Below are 22,220 nucleotides of genomic sequence, written 5' to 3'. Positions count from 1 at the left end.
TTACAGATAACTCAAATTTGTTTTGGGGGTTAGCGTTAATAGCGTTTCGTACATGAGTTTGATGGTGTCTTCAATATCTTTTTTGTGCAGCATTTCTACAGTGGTGTGCATGTATCGCAAAGGAATTGAAATTAAAACAGATGGACAGCCGTCGTTTGCATAAGCAAAACTGTCCGTATCCGTCCCGGTACTTCTGCTTAGTGTGCGCATTTGCACTGGAATCTTATTTTTTTCTGCTACAGATTCTACCAGGGATAATAATTTATTATGAATAGCAGGTGCAAAAGCAAGAGAAGGTCCCTTGCCGCACTGAATATCTCCTTCAATGATTTTGCTGATCATTGGGGTACTGGTATCGTGAGTAACGTCGGTAATAATAGCAATATCTGGCTTGATTCTGCGTGCAATCATTTCTGCTCCTCTCAATCCAATTTCTTCTTGTACTGCGTTTACTACATACAAGCCATATGGTAATTGTTTTTTGTTCTCTTTCAGTAATCTGGCTACTTCTGCAATCATGAATCCACCCACTCTATTATCAAAAGCTCTGCCTATGATAAAATCATATGCCAGCTCATCGTATCCTTCTTCATAGGTTACTACTGATCCAACTCTGATGCCCAATGCTTCTACTTCTTTTTTAGATCTTGCACCGCAATCAAGGCATAGGTTTTCAATTTTTGGAGCAGGTTCCTTTTGCTCCGGATTGCTTAAACGGGTATGAATAGCAGGCCAGCCAAATACTGCTTTTACCGGTCCGCTTTTTCCATGAATAATCACACGCTTGGCAGGTGCTATCTGATGATCCACTCCTCCATTGCGTTTTAAGTAGATGAGCCCCTGGTCATTAATATAGTTGACAAACCAGCTGATTTCGTCGCAATGCGCTTCAATAACGATTTTAAAGGGAGCAGTAGGATTAATAACCCCGACAGCAGTACCGTAAGGATCTGTAAATATGGTATCTACGTATGGTTTTATATATTCCATCCATATTTTCTGACCACTACTTTCAAATCCTACAGGAGAGGGGGTATTGATGTATTGTCTTAAAAAATCCATGGACTGAGAAGTCACCACAGATTTTGTCTTTGTTGATTTTGTCTTGGTCGTTTTTGTCTTTGCCATAAGGGTAAATTTTAGAATCCTAACATGCCAATTGCACCGCAAACTGCTTTCAGTAGCATGAGTCCGTCAATGATTGCAAGATAATAGAGAATGCTTTTACGGCGATGCATTTGGGTGCTAACAGTTATTAACAATATATAGGGTATTGTGTTGAATAATATTCGGAATAATGAGAATTCCTGTAACCAAGCAAGTATCCAATATAAACCCAGACTCAGAAGGGCAACGGGAACGATGAGTCCGAAAAGGGTTTTGCGTAAACCCATTTTTACTACCCATGTTTTTAGGGGTTGATTGGCATCATTTGCATAGTCTTTTATATCGAACAAAATGCAGAGCAAACTGATAAATAACCAGTTTTTTAAAAACAGTAACCAGGTGAGAATATTTGCAGTATATGTTGAACCGGGATGTGAAAGATCGTAAAAAAATACAGGTAAAAAAGAAACTGCACCCGCCCATACCCATCCAATCAGAAAAGGTTTTATCAGGCCGTTGTTTCTGAATCCCCAGTTTCCCCAGCCGGGATAGAGGCTTTTGTAGTAGGCAGCTGCAATTAAACAGAAAACCAAAAGAATTATCCAGTTAAATAGCGGCAATTTGGAGAATAAGGGCTGTAGTCCATTGAAAAGCAGTAAAACAAGTAAGCCCAGCAGAAAGGTAAAAATGAGTTGAGACTGCGTAATTTGTTTTTGGTAAATCTTGTACCAGGTTGCCCTTTCATTCTGGTTTTGTGGCTTCCTTCCAGTTTCAAGGTAATAGGCATGGGTATAATAAAGCACCGTTGCACAAAACAAAGTCAAATAGAAAAAAATATTGTTCAATGGAAGCCGGAGTTGCAGCGAGCATTCTATTGACAATGCTACAGCACAAATCCCGTAGAAATAATTTCCGTAAAAAAAACTTTTTATCCAGTTGAAGCTACTGGTCATCTGATAAGTACTATATCAGGAGATCGAACTGTATCACTTCTGTTATTAGCTTTGTCTTTTAGCCAGAACCTGAAATAAGAAGTATCATTTCTATTGGTGCATCCAACAATGGACGGTGTTCCGGGTACATTGGCATTGTAAACGAATGTAATTTCAAGCTTCCCCTTTAAATTGGCTGTACCGGTAAAATTGGGCACTCTGTTAGGGCTAATAAACTGCACTCCCGGAGTGGTTGGACAGGTTTTAGATACTTTCTGCACCCATAAGGTGTCCTGAATATCTCCTTCTTTATCGGTGAAGTCTAAAGAAAAAATGAGGAGGTTTCCTTGTCGCAACTCTGTTGCGTTTACATTCCCAAAAGATAAGCCCGGCCTAGAATTAAATTGATCTTTGGTGCATCCGTAAAAAAAGGCGGTAATTGTCAGTAGGATTAATAATTTTGCTCTCATCATTTTACTTTCTATTCAAATTTAGTTAAAACAATACATACAAGGTTGGAACCACCCATTGATATTAACAATATTTTTTCTGTAAGCAATTCCAATTTTGATGATCTGGCTATCGAATTATTTCATTGGCAATACCAGCATAATCTGGTTTATCGTCAATGGGTCAATTTGGTTAGCCCTAATCCAGGTAGTATTAAGACACCTGTACAGATACCGGCGTTGCCTATTTCCTTTTTTAAAAGCCACGAAGTATTGGTGTCGGGTCAGGTAGCTACCTGTGTTTTTGAGAGCAGCAGAACTACGGGTATGATATCCAGTAAACATTACGTACCCAACCTGGACGGGTATGAAAAAAGTGCCATCTGCGGATTTGAAAACCGATATGGCAAACTGGAAGAATGGTGTGTACTGGCATTGTTGCCAGCATACCTGGAGCGCGAAAATTCTTCCCTGGTTTACATGGCTAACCGATTCATTGAAAAGAGCGGCCATCCTTCTAGCGGATTCTATTTGTATGATTTTGCAGATTTACATAAAAAATTGCTGGAGTTGGAAGCTGCAGGTCAGAAAACCCTTTTACTCGGTGTCACTTTTGCCTTATTGGATTTTACTGAAATGTATCAGATGCAGTTGAAGCATACGGTAATTATGGAAACAGGAGGGATGAAGGGAAGGGGGAGAGAATTGACAAGAGTAGAGTTACATCAACTGCTTTGTAATAGAACAGGCGTTTCATCCATTCATGCAGAGTACGGAATGACTGAATTATTAAGTCAGGCTTATTCAGAGGGCGAGGGTCGTTTTCATTGCCCGCCCTGGATGAAAGTTTTGTTGAGAAAAGAGGATGATCCCTTTGAAATTATTCAGGAAGGAACCGGGTTAATACAAGTGATAGACTTGGTGAATATGTATAGCTGTGCATTTATTGCAACACAGGATATTGGCAAACGCTATCTGGATGGTAGTTTTGAAGTATTAGGAAGAATGGATTATGCAGACCTGAGAGGGTGTAGTTTGATGGTGGTTTAATGAGCCGTCAAATCCTGGTATACCTGAATATGTGTCCGGGCAATGCTGCTCCAATTAAAATGCCTGGCTATCATTTGATGTGCATTCATTTTTTTTCTGTTCCATTGAACTGTTTCCATGTCTTGAATACTTTCTGTAAATGCCTTTTGCAAGTGCTCTGAATTGTTCTCAGAAAGTATATATCCTGCATTTTCTGTCTGAATGATTTCTGCTAGATAGGTTGGCATGGAAACAATACAGGGAATAGACATAGCCGCTGATTCCATTACTACTGTTGGATAAAAATCAACTCTCGGTGTTCTTACCATGACATCTATTTTGCTCAACTGTTCAAATTTCAATGCGCCAAATACAGCAGGTTTAACAAAAACATATTTGTGGAGACCCAGTTTCTTGATTGTTTTCAGAATCATGTTTCTGTCGGGGCCATTCCCAATAATCCAGAGTATGGCATTATTGGAGTGACTCTTTTTAAATTTTGCAAAACCATGCAACAATATATCAAGGCCCATTGCTGTCAGATTCAGCTCCCCGTAATAGCAATAAATAATTTCATCGTGCTTCATTATTTTGGGAGCTATATTCAGGTTGTTGTTGATTAATCCATTGGGACATATATAGGATTTTTGCTGATTAAAGGGGTATCTATTATTTAATTCCTTTCTTTCGTGTTCACTGTTAAAGTGAAGTGCTGATGACCAGGTAATCATATTCTGATCAAAGTTTGCAAAGTGCTTCTTCTTCAGATAAGAAGCTTTGTCTAATGTATGAGCATTGTATCTGCCATGGGGAGATAAAAGGAATGGGATATTTTTTTCCTTTAGGTAAAATGCAATAGGATAATATACAGGAATGATACCTCCATGAAAATGGAACAGGGTGTCTTTAGCAGCAGCAGACAGATGCTGCCGAATTTCTTTCATGGTATTCCACAGAAATAAATGATGTGAAAAATGCTTTAATGGATAGGCTTTGTTTTGAAAATGATCAGACGGTTTTCTGCTTATTTCCCAAATAGTGATTTTAATCCCCAGCTTAAGCTGTTCGGTAGCCAGTTGGTTGATGATATCAGCAATGGGATTGTTTTTAGCTTTGGTATTTCGAGTGAAAACCACGTGTATTATTTCCATAATAAAAACGTCATTTGATATTTCCAGAATGAAAATACAGTATATTTAATTTAGATTTTTATTTACTTATGAGCTGGAAAGAACTGACATCAAAATCTATATTTTTTGCTTACTTATTGTTGCTCTGGGGTCAGTTTTTATATTGGATGGGCAGAATTTTTTCAGTTCACAACATTAAGTGGTTCTTACTTAAATTGATTATCTACGCTTATCTTATTCTTTGGTTATACAATTATATAAAAACCTGGTTGGGAACTCTAAAACAGTTTGGCCACTAAATGCTAGCAAATGCGCTATCCTTACACAGTCGATAGAAAATTATTAGATCAGATTGCTTCTCCTGATTATTTCATATTCACAATAGATTTGGATGCTAATATAACGTTCTGTAATGATGCTTTTCAACGACTTTATCAGATTGTTGGAGAGTCGGTAGAAGGAGCATCTATCGATTCACTTTTGCATTCAAAAGATGCTATCGCAATTAAGGATGCGGTACATCAGGCATTGCTTACTAAGTCCTTAGTTCCTTCCATTATAAAGTTGTCTAGCCCTGGTATTGCTTCAGCCAATCAGGATCTTCATTTTGAAATAAGTCCTGTTCATGATAGAAGGTCTTATCCGATCGCATTTTTAATGATTGGGAAGATGGTTACAGCGTCAAATAATCAAAAAGCAACCACCACTATGGGTGCTTCCAGTACTGGTTTAAGTGGCCAGAACAGGGAATGGTTCCGTGAAGTTGCAGATTGCATGCAAGAAATGGTCTGGATGAGTGATTATCAGCACCAACTGGTCTTTGTAAACAAAGCATGGCTTAAGTACAGGGGAAATGTGATGGATCAGGAAATGGGGAATGGATGGATGGAAGCGGTTTATGCAGAAGATCGTTTTCAACTGGAACAAACTCAGGCTGCTGCTTTTGCAAACAAGCAGGGGTATACTGTACAGTTCAGGATACGAAAATATGATGCAAGTTATCGTTGGGTAGAAATGCAGGGGAGTCCTATGTTCAGTAATCTGGGGGATTTTATTGGGTATACCGGAACATTACAGGATATAACCCAAATAAAGGAATTACAACTTCAATTGAATCGTCAAAAAGAGACGCTTGAAGTTTCTAAAATTGAATTTACCAAGTTTACAAAAATTGCACAGCGAATTAATGTAGTAATTATTCTGTGTGATGCTGGGTATAGAATAACCTGGGTGAACGATAGCTTTGTAAAGCTTACCGGTTTCCCGCTTCGCGAGGTAAACGGGAAAGACCCATTGCATATACTTTCCGGCCAGGATACAGATCCTGTTTTATTAGATAAATTAAAAAAGACCATTGATCAGGGAAAGAGTCTCAGGACGGAAATTGTTTTTTATGCAAAGAATGGCAACAAAATATGGCTCGACCTAAAACTGGAGACCTTATTTGATAAAGAGGGTAATGTGCTTGGGTATCTGACTATACAGAATGATATTACCAAAAAGAAAATGACAGAGAAGGATGTGGAAGAGCAAATGACACATCTGAAGCAAATATCAGATATCGCTTCTTTTGAGTTAAGGCATGAGTTCTCCAAGATTTTACAAATTCTACAGACTGCAAAATTTCAACAGAACAGTCTGGAAAGTTATCAGCAGATATTGACTGATATTGAAGCTTCGGCTAATACGATGAATCAGGCTATCCTGAAAATTTCCGATGAAGTGAGTTTTGCGTCTTCAAGTAATATAGCACTGAATAAGTTTTTGTTAAACCAAGCCATTGAAGAAATAATTCTGATTGATGATGATCATATGATCAATAAGCTAAATACTGTGATTATAAGGAATGTAATTCCTAATATGACGGTTACTGTTTTTGACAATATTGATGAAGCGCTTGAATACTTAAAAAATAACCCGACTCATAAAAGAAAAATTTTCCTTGACTTGAATTTTATGGGAAGAAACGGATGGGATTTTCTGGAAGAATACGAACGCATGAATCAACCTTGGCCGGTAATCATATTGACATCTTCCATTGATCATAATGATTACGAAAAGTCTAAGAAGTATTCCAATGTAACGCATTTTATTACGAAACCACTTACTGTTCCGCAATTTGAAGAGCTGAGTGCTTTGGATGAAGCTTCTCCAGTCGGGAGTTAAAAATCTGTTTCATTAAAGCGCCATTCGAATATACTTTCATGGGGTGTAATGATTGCAGAAGAATCAGTAAGTCAACCATTGTTTTATAATAGAATGCTCCATTCCCAGTCAGCTTTTTATTATATTCTGAATCGTATGCAACTACCGGAAGTTGCATATACATGGCTTCAATCAACGAATATGTTTCGTCTTGCTGGTGGTATGCATCTATGTACAGAAAACAATTGGTCCTGAGCATATTTAAAGTTCTCAGCTGAATCTGCGGATCAAGCATTTTAATAAGATAGTTATTCTGGTAACGATCAAGCAGCGTTTGACCATAAGCGGTTGCTTTCCAGTTTGCAACTGCTACAATTGGGAATTGATTTAATCTTATAAAGCTTTCAAATACAATATGTATATCATTTTCAGGCTCGGCATCGGTCATCATTAATGCATATTTTCCATAGAGAAAGGGGAAGAGCGTATGATCTTTTGCCTGAATAATTTCATGATTGCATTGCTCGTGTAAAGCTCTTGTATGCATAAACTGAAATACCTTATCTAACTTGTTGTCTATGTTCATATAATTAGATTGTTTGTTCAAAAAGGGTTTGATGCGCAGCCGCAATTTTATTCCAGTGGAATTGCTCATTCACCATTCGCAGTGAGTTTCTTCTTTTGACATTCCAGTTGTTGTATTTGATATCCTGCAGGCATTTTAGCATCAGTTTGGCTAGCTGTTTATAGTTGTTTTCTTCTAACACATAACCTGCATTGTAATGCTGGATGTATTGGCTGATTTGAAAACTGTCTGAAACAATAGATGGAACGGCCACAGAAGCAGCTTCTAAAACAGCGGATGGAAAATACTCTTCTCTGGAAGGTCTAAGAAAAAGGTCTACCTGATGTAGCAAGTCAAATTTGGCCCTACCCGTTGGTATGGGTTTGATTTTTACAAAGTCTTGAATATGATATTCCACTATTAAATTGGAGAGTAGTTGCTGATCTTTCCCTTCTCCAATTAACCATAAGCTCCCATTCTCTAGGTATTTATTTTTGTAGTCAGAAAAAGCTTTTAAAATTGTATCTAGTCCAAAAGCTTTACAGTCAAATTCACCCATAAAGGCAAATACGGGTACTTCGTTTTTCTTGCTTTTGTATTGTTGGGATAGTTGAAAAAAGGATTCCATGGCATATTGTATATTTCAACTTATTAGTTGCTAAATCAATGCCAAAGCTTTTTTGAATGTATGTTGTTGATTTTCAATGGATTGCTTGTTGAAGGTCTCTCTGGTTCTTCCCGTTTTGGGAATAGGTTTCTATTTTGAGACTGCAATATGCGGGTAATCGGCTTTTATCTGTTCAATTACGAGCAACATGGCTTGCGCAACCCATTCCACTTTATGAGCAATATCTTCGGGCGGAGGAATTTTTTGGGCAGCTTCTTCTATATATCGAATGGTTTGTATGGCCGATTGAATACCCATACTTCGGATTGCCGATTTAATTCTATGTGCAGTGCGTTCTACTCTTTTCCAATCTTTTTTTATTGTGGCTTCTTTTAATAATTCAATATCCTCAGGCATGGTTTGCAGAAATAGCCCAATCATTTTATCTACAAAAGCCTGTTGAAATTTACCCATACCCATTAGCTGTGCTTCACTATATAATTTTTCATTTGAAGGATTTTCTAATGGTTCATTGTCGCTACTATAACAAAAATCATTCTTCTGCAAACACTGTAAAATTACCATCAAAAATTCCTCTTCCAAAAAGGGTTTACTGATATAGCCATTCATGCCGGCATGCAGATATTTCTGTTTGTCGCCTTCCAATGCATTCGCAGTTAAGGCAATAATTGGTATTGACCGATTGGGAGAGTCCTTCATGCTTCTGATGATGGAGGTGGCCTGAATACCGTCTATATAGGGCATTGAGATGTCCATCAGTATCAAATCGAAGGAATAATTTTTTATTTTTTCTATTGTATCTCTGCCGTCAACTGCTTCTGTTACATAAATGCCCTTTTCTTCCAGTATTGAACGGGCTATGAATTGATTCATTTCTACATCTTCAGCAAGCAATATTCGCAACCCTTTCAGCTGATTGTAATCTGATATGGCAAAGGATGGCTGTGTTGCCAGTTCATTCCTTTTAAAAGGCAGTTGAATACTGAAAATACTTCCTGAATTTATTTTGCTTTCAACGCCTATTCGGCCACCCATAACACTAATCAAGTTTTTAGCTATGCTTAAGCCTAATCCTGTTCCTCCGTACTTTCTGGATATAGCGGAATCTGCTTGTTTATAGGGTTGAAATAAGGATTCTATTTTTTCTTCCGGAATTCCAATGCCGCTATCTTTTACTTCAATTCTGATCCATATTTCTTCTGGCGTTTCTGCAATGGTCTGCAACTTAACTTCAACTATTCCTTTATCAGTAAACTTAATAGCATTGGCTAATAAATTTGTAATGACCTGACTAAAACGATACGGGTCTCCTACAACCTGCAATGGGTTTTCGTTCAAATCATGAAAATAAAGCTCAATGTTTTTTTCTTTGGCTTTGTATTGAAAGCTTTCTACTAACAGGGCTAATTTTTCGTTCAATAAAAATTGAATTTTCTCTAATTCAATTTTTCCGGCGGCTATTTTTTCAAAATTTAAAATATCGTTTACAATGACCAGCAAATTGCTTGCGGCATCTTTTATCATGCCTGTCATCTTTTGTTGTTTCTGATTCAGTTTTGTTTTGCCAAGTAATCCGGCAACGCCGAGAATTCCATTCATAGGGGTTCTGATTTCATGGCTTACGTTCGCCAGAAATAAATCCTTTGCTCTTGCCAGCTCTTCCGTTTTCTGATTAGCCAGTATCAGTTCGTCTTCAATCCGGACTCTTTCTGTGATGTCAGTGTGAAGTCCTATAATCATTTCGAGTTCGCCATCTTCATCCAAAACAGGATGAAGATTTCTTAAAATATGGGCTGTGTGACCTTCGTTATCCGTTTTCTTTTCTTCAATGAAACCTCCTTTTTTGTAATGAATAACCTGTTCGAATAATTCCTGATAATTCGTTAGCCGGGCATCTTTAATTTTAGGTTGAGCAGTAGTAGCTCCCTTTTTCCCAATCAACCATTCAATAATCCATTGCCTAAGTTCAGGGTCTTTTATTGCAATTGGATTCAGAAATAAGTCGGCATATTCAGGACTTAATACAGCAATGTCAGTCGGGAGATAACTGATTATTTTTTCATAAATATTTTTTTGTTTCTCAAGTTTTTTTTCAAGCGTATATTTTAGTGTTGCATCCATATAGAACCAGATATGACCGCAATATTCTTCTTGCTGATAAAGTGGAATATAGTCCCTTTCAATGATCATTCCATTTCTTAATTCGAGTATATCATTTCTTATCTCTTCTCTGTTGCTAAGTATTTCATTGGTGCGCTGCTGAAAATAAAAAGGGTTCGCAAAAACTGATTCGTCTATTTGATGATTACTATATAAATCAGTACCAATCAATGTTTGTATTGGTGATTTAATATTAAAAAACTGACAAAAGGATTCATTAATACTTATCACAAGACCGGATTCATTTTCAATCAGTATGCCGGTTTGCAAATGCTGATTTATATTATTGATTATATCTGTTCCGGAAAAACAAAAGTCTGCCGTTTCGGAATTATTCAGTTTTCTCTTTAATAACTGCAGCTCGCTTTCCTTCTGCTGTAATTTTTTTTCGGCAGCATATCTGGCAGCTCTTTCCATTTCCAGTTCTATGGAGAGCAATTTTGGATCAATATGGGATTGACTTTTATCTGCCATGCGAATTATTTTATCAATTCACCTCTTTGCATCATTCTGTAAATAGTTGATTTTCCTATGTCTAGTTTTTTAGAGACTGCAATCACATCCTGATTGTATTTATTAAGGAAGTATTGTATGATTTGTTTTTCGTATTCCTTAAGTGAGGTCTCTTTAAATAGCAGGTTGCCAATCTGATCATTAGATTCAATATTGATGTCACTTGGATATATCAGGTCAGACTCTGACATAACAACAGCTAATTCTATGATTGATTTTAATTCCCTGATATTTCCAGGATAGTCGTATTGTTTCAGTTTGGCAATTGATTCTGGTGTTAATGTTTTTAAAGTGAGTCGATTGTCGCTGCAAAAACTCTGGATAAAATGCTTGGCCAGAATTAAATAGTCATTATCTCTTTCTCTTAAAGGGGGCAATTCTATCGGAAGACCTAAAAGCCGGTAATATAAATCTTCCCTGAATTTCTTTTCCTGTACTTCTTTCAGCAGGTTTCTATGGGTGGCAACAATAATTCTGACATCAATCGGTATTACTGCATTCCCGCCAATTCTGGTAATTTCTCTTTCTTGCAAAACCCTTAATAATTTTGCCTGTAGATGAATGTCCATTTCTGCAATTTCATCCAGGAATAATGTGCCTTTGTTGGCTTCTTCAAATTTTCCAATTCTTTTGCTCTGTGCACTAGTAAACGCTCCTTTTTCATGTCCAAATAATTCACTCTCGAGCAAGTCAGGTGGGATAGCGGCCACGTTGATGGCAACAAAAGGGTATTTGTGTCTTGAAGAATTATAGTGAATCGCTTTGGCCACCATTTCCTTACCAGTACCCGTTTCCCCGGTTAGAGAAACAGTAATATTGGTTTTGGTGGCTTTTTCAATCAGGGCGAATACTTTTTGTATGGAGTCGCTCTGTCCAATGATAACTTTGGAAAAGTCATAATTTTTTTTCAGTTCATTTTTAAGTTGCTCAACTTCTTTTTTAAGTCCTTTTATTTCCTGCAGATGAAGCAGCACATTCCAAAGTCTGTCCTTGGTGTCTTCGTCTTTAACTATATAATCAAATGCCCCAGATTTTAGTAGTTCCACCGCGGTAGTGATTTGATCCTGGCCAGAAATAATGATGACTTCTGTTTCCGGATAACGCTCCTTAATTTTTTTCAATACTTTACTTCCATCTGCATCTCCTTCAGCTAATGCATAGTCTAGCGTTACTACATCCGGTTGTTCGTGTAATTGTTGAAAAAATGCTTTTTCTGTTTCAAAACGGCTAACCTGGTAATCCGGGTTTAAAGAGAGATAATGCTCTAGCATCGTTCCATACCAGAGGTCATCTTCTAATATGAAGATTTTGAGTGGTTTTGTAGGTTTCATTGGATTTTCTTGGTTCTTCAATTTAGTGCAAATTCTTGCTGAATGTTCGATTTTATTCCCAAAAAGGGAAATTAAGTCTCAAAAAAAGTAATTTTTTTTGAAATTATTAAACTAACTGATTGATTATTATAAGGTTAATAAGTGGCATATTTTTTACGACTGTTAGGATAAACCATTACTATGAATGCGCAATCTTTACATACGGGTTGGTTGCCTGCAGAAGTATCGCAGGCTACCTTATTAGAAGCGATTTATAATAAATTGCCAGATATGGTCTTTTTATTTGATGTAAGCGAGCGCAAATTCATAATGCGTAATCCGGCATTGAACCATATGTTCGGCTTTGAACACCTGAAAGATCAGGAAATCAATTGCATTTCGCTTCGTACACTTATACATCCGGAAGACTGGAGGGGTATTCAAGCAGCTGTTGCCAAAGTGGGTCTAGATGGTCAGACTGTAATGGAAGTGGAATGTAGGTGCATGGATAAAATGCAGCAGTATCAATATTTTCAGACCCGATTGTCTGTATTTGAAAAGAAGGGGGATGAAGTAGTATACATATTAGGAATTGCTCAGAATATTACAGAACGTAAGAAAATTGAAATGCAAACCCAGTTGTTCAAGAACCGGTTGCAGGAACTATCCTTTATTACTTCTCATGAAATGCGCCATGAATATGCCAAAATTCAATCCATTGTTAACCTGATGGACAATCAGTTTATTTCGGATACTGAGCGGGTTGATCTGATTGCAGAAGCCAAAAAGTCCATTCAATTGATTAATTCGGCCATATTTAAACTCAATCATAAGCTGTCATTTAACCAACACGATGAAATTTTTGATATGAACAAAGAGAATGAATCATTCAGAAAAATCATTTTTATTGATGATGATGTATTAACGAATGTTCTGAACAGAAAAATAGTGCAGGCATTAATGCCTGAAATGCCTGTAGAAGTATTTATAGACATAGATGACGCATTGGATTTTATTAAAACTTCTCAGGAGCTTAAGCAGACGCTGATATTTCTGGATATCAATTTTCCTGGCAGGGGAGGCTGGGATTTTCTGGATGAATATATCACGCAGTCAGATGCCTCCAATGTAATTGTGCTGTCTTCCTCTATTGATAATAGAGATAGGGAAAAGGCCAGAAGCTATCCTTCGGTGATTGATTATATTACAAAGCCACTGTCTTTTGATTTTATTAAGACTTTTTTTGAAGAATTCAAGTCATTTCAGCTAGAAAAACAAGGATAGTGTAAAGTCCAATTTCTTATCTTTATAACTGTATTACCGAAAAATGGTAGTTGGCAACTTATGCGTATACTAATTGCAGATGATCATGGTTTAATTAGGGAGGGTCTGAAAAAGATTTTACTTGAGTCGTTGCCTTTTGCCGAGATTCATGATGTGTCTGATTCTGCTGAGTTATTTAAAAAATCCATCAAAGAGCCCTGGGATATAATTATTTCAGATATCAGTATGCCAGGATACTCCGGAATTGAGATTTTAAAGCAAATCAAAACTCATGTCCCCAATACGCCTGTATTAATGCTTAGCATGCATTCGCCCGAACAATACGCAGTAAGGGCAATAAAAGCAGGTGCTTCCGGCTATCTAACCAAGGAAAGTGCACCATATGAATTGGTAACGGCTGTGCAGCAAATTTTGGCTGGACGAAAATACATTACTAACAGAGTGGCGGAGGTATTGGCCAGTTCGCTGGAAACGGATTCATCCAAGTTGCCACACGAAAATTTGTCGGACCGGGAATTTGAAGTACTTAAAAAACTGGTTGAGGGCAAATCTGTCTCTGAAATCAGCGAGATGCTTTCCCTGAATATAAACACTATCAGCACTTACCGCGCACGTATTTTGGATAAAATGGGACTCAGAAGCAATGCAGACCTGATTCGTTACGCTATAGAGCATAAAATATCTGATTTGTAGTGATTATACTACAACCTGTCGTTTTTTTATAGGTTACAATTCAATTGAACTACTACAGTCATTTGCCAATTTGTTTTTTAGTATTGCATTAGAGGGTGCGTGCATCCAGTTTAAAATTCAATTTCCTGAAAAACCGATTGTAGTATCTTAACTACAGAAGCTTTGTAGGCCAGCCCTACAAAGCTTTCTTTTTTGACATAGTATATTTGGTTAATAACCATTTTATGAAGACCTCCTCCATCAACGTATTGATTGTAGAAGATGCAGCAATTATTGTTCAGCAGCTGAATCATCTTTTACTTGATCAGGAATCCAACATAGAAATACATATTGCGGAAACGGCAGAAAAAGGATTAATGATAGCGCAGCATAATTTTCCTGATGTATTTATACTAGATATTCAGCTGCCCGGACTGAGTGGGATTGAATTGCTGAATCAAATCAAATTGTCTTTTCCAACAAAAGAACCGCTAATTATTTTTCTTACCAATATGCCGAATGCAACATATCGGCAGGCTTGTTTAAAAAGTGGGGCTCATTTCTTTTTAGATAAGTCCAGGGATTTTCTGATGTTACCGGATATTATTCATCAATATAAATCTAATGAGCATTTTTTGCAATCCATTTCCCCACTTCCAAATGCCAGTTTATGCGGTACAACGAATTAAAAGATACGCTAGTAGTGGATCATAACAAGTATGGACATTACGTTCTGGCTGTTGATGCAAACGGGGAAATAATGTATTGTAATGATGCCTTCCAGCAATTGTACCAATTACAGGGAATTGCTGTAGCAGGTATATCCATTGAGGCACTATTCAATCTTCAGGAGGCTGGCCTTATCCATAGTGCCATACAGCAACTCAAGCAACCTGGTGCCAGGCCAAGAGAATTGCAATTCAAATATCCGGCAAGTTCTCAGGTTAGGAATACGATTCTTTTTTCTGTTCAATCCATTACAGATAAAAAGGGAAAATTCACAGGGGTGTTATTGAAAGGAGATATAAAACAGCCAGGTATAGATAGTAAAAAAACACTAATGATTTCTTCGTCAGTAGGAGTAATGGAAACAAATCTTTCCTCTGTTACCTCCAATCATTGTTTTAATGAACTGGCCGAATTTATGCCCGAATTAATGTGGATGACCAATACTCAAAATGAGATAACACATATCAATAAAGCATGGCAACAATATTGTGGAACAAGTAAAGAGGATCAGCTGGTTGAAGGGTGGCTGAAATATATACACCCTGAAGATATAGAGAAAGTGATGGCAGACAGGAAATCGGCATTTGCCATTCAGCAACCTTGCAATCTGGTTTATCGGTTTAAAAAACACGATGGTAATTTTCGCTGGATGAATATGAAAGGAAATCCCGTTTACAATGCACAGGGTGTTTTTCAGGGATATACCGGTTTGTGTTTAGACATCACCGCCGTAAAAGAAGCGCAGATCCAAATAAGAAGGCAGCAGGAATTGATGGAGAGTACTAAAATTGAGTTTGGAAAATTCACAAAGATTGCTCAAAAAATTGGTAGCATTATTATCATGTGTAATGCGGACAACCGCATTACCTGGGTAAATGATGCGTTTGTGAAGACTACCGGGTATACATTGAAAGAAGTAAGCGGAAAAACTCCGGGAAGTTTTTTAAAAGGTCCTGAAACCAGTAAGGAAACGCTGGATAGAATACGAAAGGTAATTGAGCAGGGGAAAGGAATACGCACTGAAATTTTATACTATACCAAGAGTGGTGCCCGCATTTGGCTAGATCTGATGATAGAGTCTTTGTTTGACAAGGATGGTGTAATAACAGGCTATATTACTATTCAGAAAGACATTACGCTCAAGAAAATATCAGAGAAAGAAGTATTGGAGCAAATGAGCCATCTCAAAAAGATTTCTTTTATTACTTCTCATGAACTTCGTCATGAGTTCTCAAAAATTTTGCAGCTTTTGCAGACTGCCAAATTCCAAGATCATAATCTAGCTACCTATGCACAGATTTTCAGTGATATTGAATATTCAGCTAACCTGATGAATGATGCTATTTTCAAGCTGAATGATCAAATTAATTTTGCTTCAACAAATAGTATTTCTTTAAATAAATACCTGTTGAATCAGGCTATTGAAGAAATCTGCCTAGTAGATGATGATCACCTAGTGAATAAACTGAATGAGCTGATCATCCGCAATGTTATGCCCACTATGCCTGTGCATACTTTTGATCAGGTGGATACTGCTCTTCAGTATGTAAAAGAGAATCCAAATACCAAGCGTAAGATATTTTTGGATTTAAATTTTTCCGGAAGATCGGGATGGGATTTTTTGCATGAATACGAAAAACTGGGACATCCATGGCCTGTTGTAATTCTAACATCTTCCATTGACCATGTTGACTACGAACGTTCTAAAAAGTTTTTGAATGTTACGCACTTTATTACTAAACCCCTTACGATTGAGCAGTTTGAAAAACTGAGTGAAATGGAAAATTTAATGGTGCATTAATGTTCTATTCGGTTGTTCTGCCAGCCGATTAAAATAACGCCAGCAATCACCAGTGCAGTACCCAGTATTTGTGTAATTAAAATGGGTTCATTCAGAAAAACGGATGCCTGAATAATGGTAGAAACAGGACCAATGCTGGTAATAATGGATGTATTGTTACTGCCAATTTTTTTCATGCCTGCGCTAATCATAAATGAGGGTATAACAGTGGCAATTATGGCCAAAGCAAGGCTGTACCAGCCTAATTCCCAACTCATGTTTATGCTTTGCCATTGTTGTTTTACAATAAAATGGACGAACACGCCTGCAGTTGCAGCCAGCATTGCATAAGCAGTATATCGGGTAGCGCCCGCTCTGGTTACCATTCTTCCGGTACCTACCAGATAAAATGAGTAAGTAACTGCGCAAAGAAAAACCATAAAGGAGCCAAAATAAAATGAATCGTTGTGCTGCACTGTACCCAATTCTGCGTAATAGGCAATTCCAATCCCTGTATAGGTAATGCATAAAGCTAAAAACTGTATACGGGTTATTCTTTGTTTAAATAAATAAGTATTCAACAGTACAGCAAAAGTTGGATAAAGAAATAAAATCAGTCTTTCCAATCCTGCAGAAATATACTGGAGGCCTATAAAATCAAAGAGGCTGCTCAGGTAATATCCAAGTATCCCTAAAATAATTATCCAACTGAAATCTCTTTTACTGAGTGGTTGTACATTTTCCTTTTTACCTGAAATCCACGCTGCAGCAATATAAAAGGGCAGAGACAATAACATTCTTAAAGTAAGCAGTGTTATTGCGTCTACCCCTGTATTTCTAAAAGCGAGTTTTACCCAGATAGCTTTAGTGGAGAACAATATGGCTCCGCCAATGCTTATTAAAAAGCCTTGCAGAAACAACTTTGATTGCTTCTCTTGCGGCATTTTATACACTCACATTAAAATCTCTCAAAGCGTCGTTCAAGCTGGTTTTTAAGTCTGTGCTTGCTTTTCTTTGACCAATGATTAATGCACAACTTACCTGGTATTCTCCTGCATTGAATTTTTTGGTATAGCTGCCTGGTATCACAACACTTCTGGCCGGAACTCTTCCTTTCATTTCTATGGGTTCGGGTCCGCTAACATCAATGATTTTTGTAGACTGGGTTAATACCACATTGGCACCTAGTACGGCTTCTTTTTCTACAATCACACCTTCTACCACTATACATCTGCTGCCAATAAAGCAACCGTCTTCAATAATAACAGGACTGGCTTGAAGTGGCTCCAATACACCTCCGATTCCTACACCTCCACTTAAATGAACATGTTTACCAATCTGGGCACAACTGCCAACAGTAGCCCAGGTATCTACCATGGTGCCTTCATCTACATAAGCACCGATATTTACATAGCTGGGCATCAACACCACATTAGGTGCTATGTAAGCTCCGTATCTGGCTGTTGCAGGAGGAACGGCTCTTACGCCTAGTTCTTTATAGTTTTTCTTCAGCAACATTTTATCGTAGAATTCAAATGGGGGCATTTCCCAGGTTTGCATTTCCTGCACGCCAAAATACATCAGTATGGCTTTTTTTACCCACTCATTAACTACCCATCCATCCTCTCCCGGGCTGGCAACTCTTAGTTGTCCTTTATCAACTGCTTCAATTACTTGTTTTACGGCATCGCTGTATTTTGCGTCCTTTAATAAGGATCTGTCATTCCATGCAGCTAATATTAATTCTTGGGGCATATTTCAATTTTGGGCAAAAGTACAGTATTTCAGTTTTGTGTAGTTTTGCCAGATGCAAAAATTGCTGATTATTCAAACCGCATTTATTGGGGACGTAGTACTGGCAACTGGTTTACTGGAATCACTGCACGAAGCTTATCCTCAGGCTCAGATAGATGTATTGGTAAGAAACGGCAATGAGTCTTTGTTTGCGAACCATCCCTTTGTTCATCGGGTCCTGGTCTGGCAAAAAAAACAGCATAAATACCTGAATCTGATGAAACTGGCATTCAGTGTCAGAAAAGCATCTTATGATATCGTCTTCAATTTGCAACGCTACGCTGCAACTGGCTGGATTACCTGTTTTTCAGGTGCAAGAGAAAAAATCGGGTTCAATAAAAATCCCTTTCGTTTTTGTTACTCGCGAACGCTTGTGCATAGTATGGACACCAACAAGGGGATACACGAAATCAATAGAAATTTTCAATTGATTGCTCATATAAATGGTGTTCGGCTGAAAAATCCCGTTTTGTATCCTGCTGTTTCCGATATAGAAAAAGTGCTTCCCTATCAGCAGCTACCTTATATCTGCATTGCCCCTTCTTCAGTATGGGCAACAAAGCAGTTTCCCAAGGAAAAATGGATTGCGTTTTTGAATGCCCTTCCTAAAGAGCTCAAAGTGTATGTATTAGGCGGACCCGGGGATATTTCGCTTTGTAATGAAATTATTGAAGCAAGCAGTACAGAAAATGCCATTAATCTTGCAGGCAAACTTAATTTTCTGGCTTCGGCTGCACTAATGAAAAATGCTTTGATGAACTATGTAAATGATTCTGCCCCCATGCATTTCTGTTCCTCTGTAGATGCGCCGGTTACCGCCATCTACTGTTCTACGGTTCCAGGATTCGGATATGGACCTTTGAGCATGCATAGTAATATTGTAGAAGTGAAGCAAGCATTGGATTGCAGGCCTTGCGGATTGCACGGTAAAACTGCCTGTCCTCTTGGGCATTTTAATTGTGGATTTCAAATTGAAATAGCACAATTAATTGCCACGCTTCCTGCCCTGACCAAACAATAGTACATTTGCAGCAATGATGATTTCGTTTACTGAAAAAGAGGAAGCTGTTTTCAGGCAGATAGGTACGCTTGCAGATCAACTGGGGATGCCCTGTTACCTAATTGGTGGATTTGTAAGAGATAAGATAATTGGAAGAAATACCAAGGATGCAGATATTGTTTGTCTGGGAGATGGAATTGAGCTGGCGCATTTATTTGCAGCACAGCTGGATCCTCAGCCAGTTGTTGCATTTTTCAAAAATTTTGGAACTGCACAAGTAAAGTGGGCAGATTTTGAGATTGAATTTGTGGGAGCCCGCAAAGAGAGTTACCAGCATAGTAGCCGGAAGCCACAAGTAACTGAAGGCACTTTGGCCGATGATCAGAACCGAAGGGACTTTACCATCAATGCAATGGCAATTGCCTTGAATGCTGCTGAGTTTGGAAACTTACTGGATCCCTTTAACGGAATGGATGCCATTCAACGGAAATGTATTGAAACACCGCTTGCTCCTGTGCAAACATTTAGTGATGACCCGCTGCGTATGTTGCGTGCCATTCGATTTGCTACCCAACTTAATTTCAGTATAGCGCCGGAAACCTTTCATGCGATAGGAGAGAATGTGCATCGTATGAAAATTGTGAGTCAAGAAAGAATTACGGATGAGTTGAATAAAATAATGATGAGTGATAAACCATCTATTGGATGGGATTTGTTGTTCAAGTCGGGTTTGCTGAAAGCAATCTTTCCGCAAATGGTTGATTTACACGGAGCCGTTTATATTGAGGGGAAGGGGCATAAGGATAATTTTTACCATACCCTGCAGGTGCTGGATAATATTACACCCCATACAGATTCAATTTGGTTACGCTGGGCTGCCCTCTTACACGATATTGGCAAACCTGCTACCAAAAAGTTTGAAGAGGGGCATGGCTGGACCTTTCATGGTCATGAAGTGGTTGGCGCAAGAATGGTTCCTAAAATTTTCTCCAAATTAAAACTGCCATTACATGAACCCATGAAATATGTGCAGAAGCTGGTGCTGCTGCATTTGCGACCAATTAGTTTAACCAAGGAAAATATTACCGATAGTGCCGTAAGAAGGTTGTTGTTTGACGCCGGGGAAGACATTGATGATTTAATGAAACTATGTGCTGCTGATATTACCAGTAAGAATAAGCAGAAAGTACAAAGGTACCTTCAGAATTTTGAGTTGGTAAAAGAGCGAATGGCAGAAGTAGAATCCAAGGATCAGTTGAGAAACTGGCAGCCACCCATTAGTGGGGAAATGATTATGGAGGTATTTGGATTGAATCCGGGTAAACAGGTAGGCATTTTAAAAGATGCGATCAGAGAGGCCATACTGGACGGGATTATTCCGAATCAACTGGAAGCAGCCTATGCTTTTATGTTAGAAAAAGGGTCGGAATTGAACCTGAAACCCGTCAAATAATCGCTATTTTGCACCCGGTAACCAACGATAATCAAAAAGCACTAATTAATAAATCTGGCGGAATGGCAATTTTAAAATTTAGAATATACCTGGAAGAGGATGATGCAGTTTACAGAGACATCGTGATTAAACATACACAGTATTTTCTTGATTTGCATTTTGCAATTTTAAAAGCATTTGAATTTGATACCAAGCACCAGGCAACTTTTTACAGAAGCAATGACAACTGGTTAAAGGGAAGAGAAATCAGTTTTGAGAAATATGACAAAGCCTATCGTGCAGAACCCCTTTTGATGGCCGAAACAACCATTGGCTCTGAAATTCAGGACGTAAATCAGAAGTTTATTTATGAGTATGATTTTGCTAAAGGCTGGACATTTTTAGTGGCGCTGATTAGTGTAAATAAAGAAGAGAATGCCAAGTTAACCTATCCTTCCGTAACCAGAGTGGAAGGAATTGGCCCTCAACAGTATGGCACCAAGAGTTTGCTAGGAGATAAGTTTGCCGATATAGAAGAGAAATACGACCTGAATGAAGCTGCAGATGGCTTTGGTGAAGAAGGGGAGGAAGCAGCCAGTGAAGCAGACGGAGATGATGATGGTTTTGGTGGAGAAGAGCAAAGAGACGATTTTGAAGACTAAACCTACCGTATATATTGTTGCCGGTCCAACCGCTATTGGTAAAACCGCATTTGCAATTGAACTGGCCAAGGTTCTAGATACAGCCATCATTTCTGCAGACTCCAGACAATGTTTTAAAGAACTGTCTATTGGAGTAGCAAGACCTAGTGAGACTGAGCTCGCAGCAGTTAAGCATTATTTTATTGCAGACCATTCCATCAGAGAAAATCTGAATGCAGCTTATTTTGAACAATTTGCTTTGCAAAAAACAGTTGAACTGTTGGAGCATCATCAAAGCGTTGTTATGGTTGGTGGAACAGGATTGTACATTAAGGCTTTTTGTGAAGGTATTGATCCAATGCCTGCCATAGATCCGGAAATCCGGGAAACAATTATCAATAACTACGAAGCCAAAGGAATGATTTGGCTGCAATCCGAAATTAAACACAGGGATCCGGCTTTCTGGGCGGTAGCTGAACAAATGAATCCACAGCGATTAATGCGTGCACTGGAAGTATTGAATGCAACAGGGAAATCCATTCTTCATTTCAGAAATGCAACAAAAAAAGAACGTCCATTTCGTATAATCAAAATTGGTTTAGAAATGCCGATGGAAGTATTGACGAAAAGAATTCACCAGCGGGTGGATAAAATGGTTGTAGCTGGGTTGTTTGAAGAAGCTGCATCTGTAATAGACTATCGCAACCAGACTGCTTTGCAGACAGTGGGGTATAAGGAAGTTTTTGATTATATAGATGGGTTAATCACGAAAGAGGAAGCGATAAATCAAATAAAAATTCATACCCGTCAATACGCCAAGCGCCAGATGACCTGGTTTAAAAAAGACCCAGAATTTGCATGGTACAATGTGGGTTCACTGTCAATGGAAACCATACTAACGCGAGTGCTTGAAGGCTAAG

At 38.2% G+C, this 22,220-nt stretch carries 20 protein-coding genes; 10 read left to right on the top strand and 10 right to left on the bottom strand.

Annotated features, from left to right (window positions below):
* The 3 genes from TEGAF0_RS04990 to TEGAF0_RS04980 form a co-directional block, all read right to left on the bottom strand.
* Complete coding sequence (locus tag TEGAF0_RS04990) at positions 1-1,128, bottom strand: M42 family metallopeptidase (protein WP_264900558.1); 1,128 nt, start codon at positions 1,126-1,128, stop codon at positions 1-3.
* Between the two features lie 11 nt (positions 1,129-1,139).
* A complete protein-coding gene (locus TEGAF0_RS04985) occupies positions 1,140-1,952 on the bottom strand; it encodes a UbiA prenyltransferase family protein (protein WP_264900557.1) in 813 nt (270 codons plus the stop codon).
* Positions 1,953-2,056: 104 nt separating this feature from the next.
* Entirely contained in the window at positions 2,057-2,512 is a 456-nt protein-coding gene (locus tag TEGAF0_RS04980) for a hypothetical protein (RefSeq protein WP_264900555.1), read from the bottom strand.
* A gap of 42 nt (positions 2,513-2,554) precedes the next feature.
* Between TEGAF0_RS04980 and TEGAF0_RS04975 the strand changes: the two genes are divergently transcribed.
* Entirely contained in the window at positions 2,555-3,538 is a 984-nt protein-coding gene (locus tag TEGAF0_RS04975) for a long-chain-fatty-acid--protein ligase (protein WP_264900554.1), read from the top strand.
* On the opposite strand, the gene TEGAF0_RS04970 is transcribed toward TEGAF0_RS04975, so the two are convergent.
* Positions 3,535-4,668: a glycosyltransferase family 4 protein gene (locus tag TEGAF0_RS04970; protein WP_264900553.1), complete on the bottom strand. Its 1,134-nt coding sequence runs from the start codon at positions 4,666-4,668 to the stop codon at positions 3,535-3,537. The two genes, TEGAF0_RS04975 and TEGAF0_RS04970, sit on opposite strands and share 4 nt — an antisense overlap.
* 288 nt (positions 4,669-4,956) lie before the next feature.
* On the opposite strand from TEGAF0_RS04970, the gene TEGAF0_RS04965 reads away from it, so the two are divergent.
* Entirely contained in the window at positions 4,957-6,813 is a 1,857-nt protein-coding gene (locus TEGAF0_RS04965) for a PAS domain S-box protein (RefSeq protein WP_264900552.1), read from the top strand.
* On the opposite strand, the gene TEGAF0_RS04960 is transcribed toward TEGAF0_RS04965, so the two are convergent.
* The 4 genes from TEGAF0_RS04960 to TEGAF0_RS04945 form a co-directional block, all read right to left on the bottom strand.
* Entirely contained in the window at positions 6,752-7,378 is a 627-nt protein-coding gene (locus TEGAF0_RS04960) for a glycosyltransferase family protein (protein WP_264900551.1), read from the bottom strand. The genes TEGAF0_RS04965 and TEGAF0_RS04960 overlap by 62 nt on opposite strands.
* Before the next feature lie 4 nt (positions 7,379-7,382).
* Entirely contained in the window at positions 7,383-7,985 is a 603-nt protein-coding gene (locus TEGAF0_RS04955; RefSeq protein WP_264900550.1) for a glycosyltransferase, read from the bottom strand.
* A 129-nt stretch (positions 7,986-8,114) separates the two neighbouring features.
* A complete protein-coding gene (locus TEGAF0_RS04950) occupies positions 8,115-10,619 on the bottom strand; it encodes an ATP-binding protein (RefSeq protein ID WP_264900549.1) in 2,505 nt (834 codons plus the stop codon).
* A 5-nt stretch (positions 10,620-10,624) separates the two neighbouring features.
* On the bottom strand, positions 10,625-11,989 hold the full coding sequence (locus TEGAF0_RS04945) for a sigma-54-dependent transcriptional regulator (protein WP_264900546.1): 1,365 nt from the start codon (positions 11,987-11,989) through the stop codon (positions 10,625-10,627).
* Between the two features lie 180 nt (positions 11,990-12,169).
* Between TEGAF0_RS04945 and TEGAF0_RS04940 the strand changes: the two genes are divergently transcribed.
* The 4 genes from TEGAF0_RS04940 to TEGAF0_RS04925 all read left to right on the top strand — a co-directional run bounded on the left by TEGAF0_RS04940 (position 12,170) and on the right by TEGAF0_RS04925 (position 16,454).
* On the top strand, positions 12,170-13,252 hold the full coding sequence (locus tag TEGAF0_RS04940; protein ID WP_264900545.1) for a response regulator: 1,083 nt from the start codon (positions 12,170-12,172) through the stop codon (positions 13,250-13,252).
* 60 nt (positions 13,253-13,312) lie between these two features.
* Entirely contained in the window at positions 13,313-13,945 is a 633-nt protein-coding gene (locus tag TEGAF0_RS04935; RefSeq protein WP_026763249.1) for a response regulator, read from the top strand.
* A gap of 224 nt (positions 13,946-14,169) precedes the next feature.
* Entirely contained in the window at positions 14,170-14,613 is a 444-nt protein-coding gene (locus tag TEGAF0_RS04930) for a response regulator (protein WP_264900542.1), read from the top strand.
* On the top strand, positions 14,595-16,454 hold the full coding sequence (locus TEGAF0_RS04925) for a PAS domain-containing protein (RefSeq protein ID WP_264900541.1): 1,860 nt from the start codon (positions 14,595-14,597) through the stop codon (positions 16,452-16,454). Before TEGAF0_RS04930 ends, TEGAF0_RS04925 begins: the two co-directional genes overlap by 19 nt.
* Here TEGAF0_RS04925 and TEGAF0_RS04920 read toward each other — a convergent pair.
* Complete coding sequence (locus TEGAF0_RS04920; protein WP_264900539.1) at positions 16,451-17,377, bottom strand: DMT family transporter; 927 nt, start codon at positions 17,375-17,377, stop codon at positions 16,451-16,453. The genes TEGAF0_RS04925 and TEGAF0_RS04920 overlap by 4 nt on opposite strands.
* Position 17,378: 1 nt before the next feature.
* Positions 17,379-18,188 (bottom strand): 2,3,4,5-tetrahydropyridine-2,6-dicarboxylate N-succinyltransferase, encoded by an 810-nt coding sequence (locus TEGAF0_RS04915; RefSeq protein ID WP_264900537.1) that lies wholly within the window; start codon positions 18,186-18,188, stop codon positions 17,379-17,381.
* A gap of 52 nt (positions 18,189-18,240) precedes the next feature.
* On the opposite strand from TEGAF0_RS04915, the gene TEGAF0_RS04910 reads away from it, so the two are divergent.
* From TEGAF0_RS04910 to miaA, 4 genes are all read left to right on the top strand, one after another.
* A complete protein-coding gene (locus TEGAF0_RS04910; protein WP_264900536.1) occupies positions 18,241-19,248 on the top strand; it encodes a glycosyltransferase family 9 protein in 1,008 nt (335 codons plus the stop codon).
* A 13-nt stretch (positions 19,249-19,261) separates the two neighbouring features.
* Positions 19,262-20,680 (top strand): CCA tRNA nucleotidyltransferase, encoded by a 1,419-nt coding sequence (locus tag TEGAF0_RS04905; RefSeq protein WP_264900534.1) that lies wholly within the window; start codon positions 19,262-19,264, stop codon positions 20,678-20,680.
* Between the two features lie 62 nt (positions 20,681-20,742).
* A complete protein-coding gene (locus tag TEGAF0_RS04900; protein WP_264900532.1) occupies positions 20,743-21,321 on the top strand; it encodes a plasmid pRiA4b ORF-3 family protein in 579 nt (192 codons plus the stop codon).
* Complete coding sequence (miaA, locus tag TEGAF0_RS04895; RefSeq protein WP_264900531.1) at positions 21,212-22,219, top strand: tRNA (adenosine(37)-N6)-dimethylallyltransferase MiaA; 1,008 nt, start codon at positions 21,212-21,214, stop codon at positions 22,217-22,219. The genes TEGAF0_RS04900 and miaA overlap by 110 nt, the downstream gene beginning before the upstream one ends.
* Position 22,220 lies beyond the last annotated feature (1 nt).

The organism is Sediminibacterium sp. TEGAF015 (genome assembly GCF_025997995.1).
Lineage (GTDB): Bacteria > Bacteroidota > Bacteroidia > Chitinophagales > Chitinophagaceae > Sediminibacterium.
The sequence above is the reverse complement of the archived record's forward strand: the minus strand, read 5'-3'. Positions and strand labels throughout refer to the sequence as shown.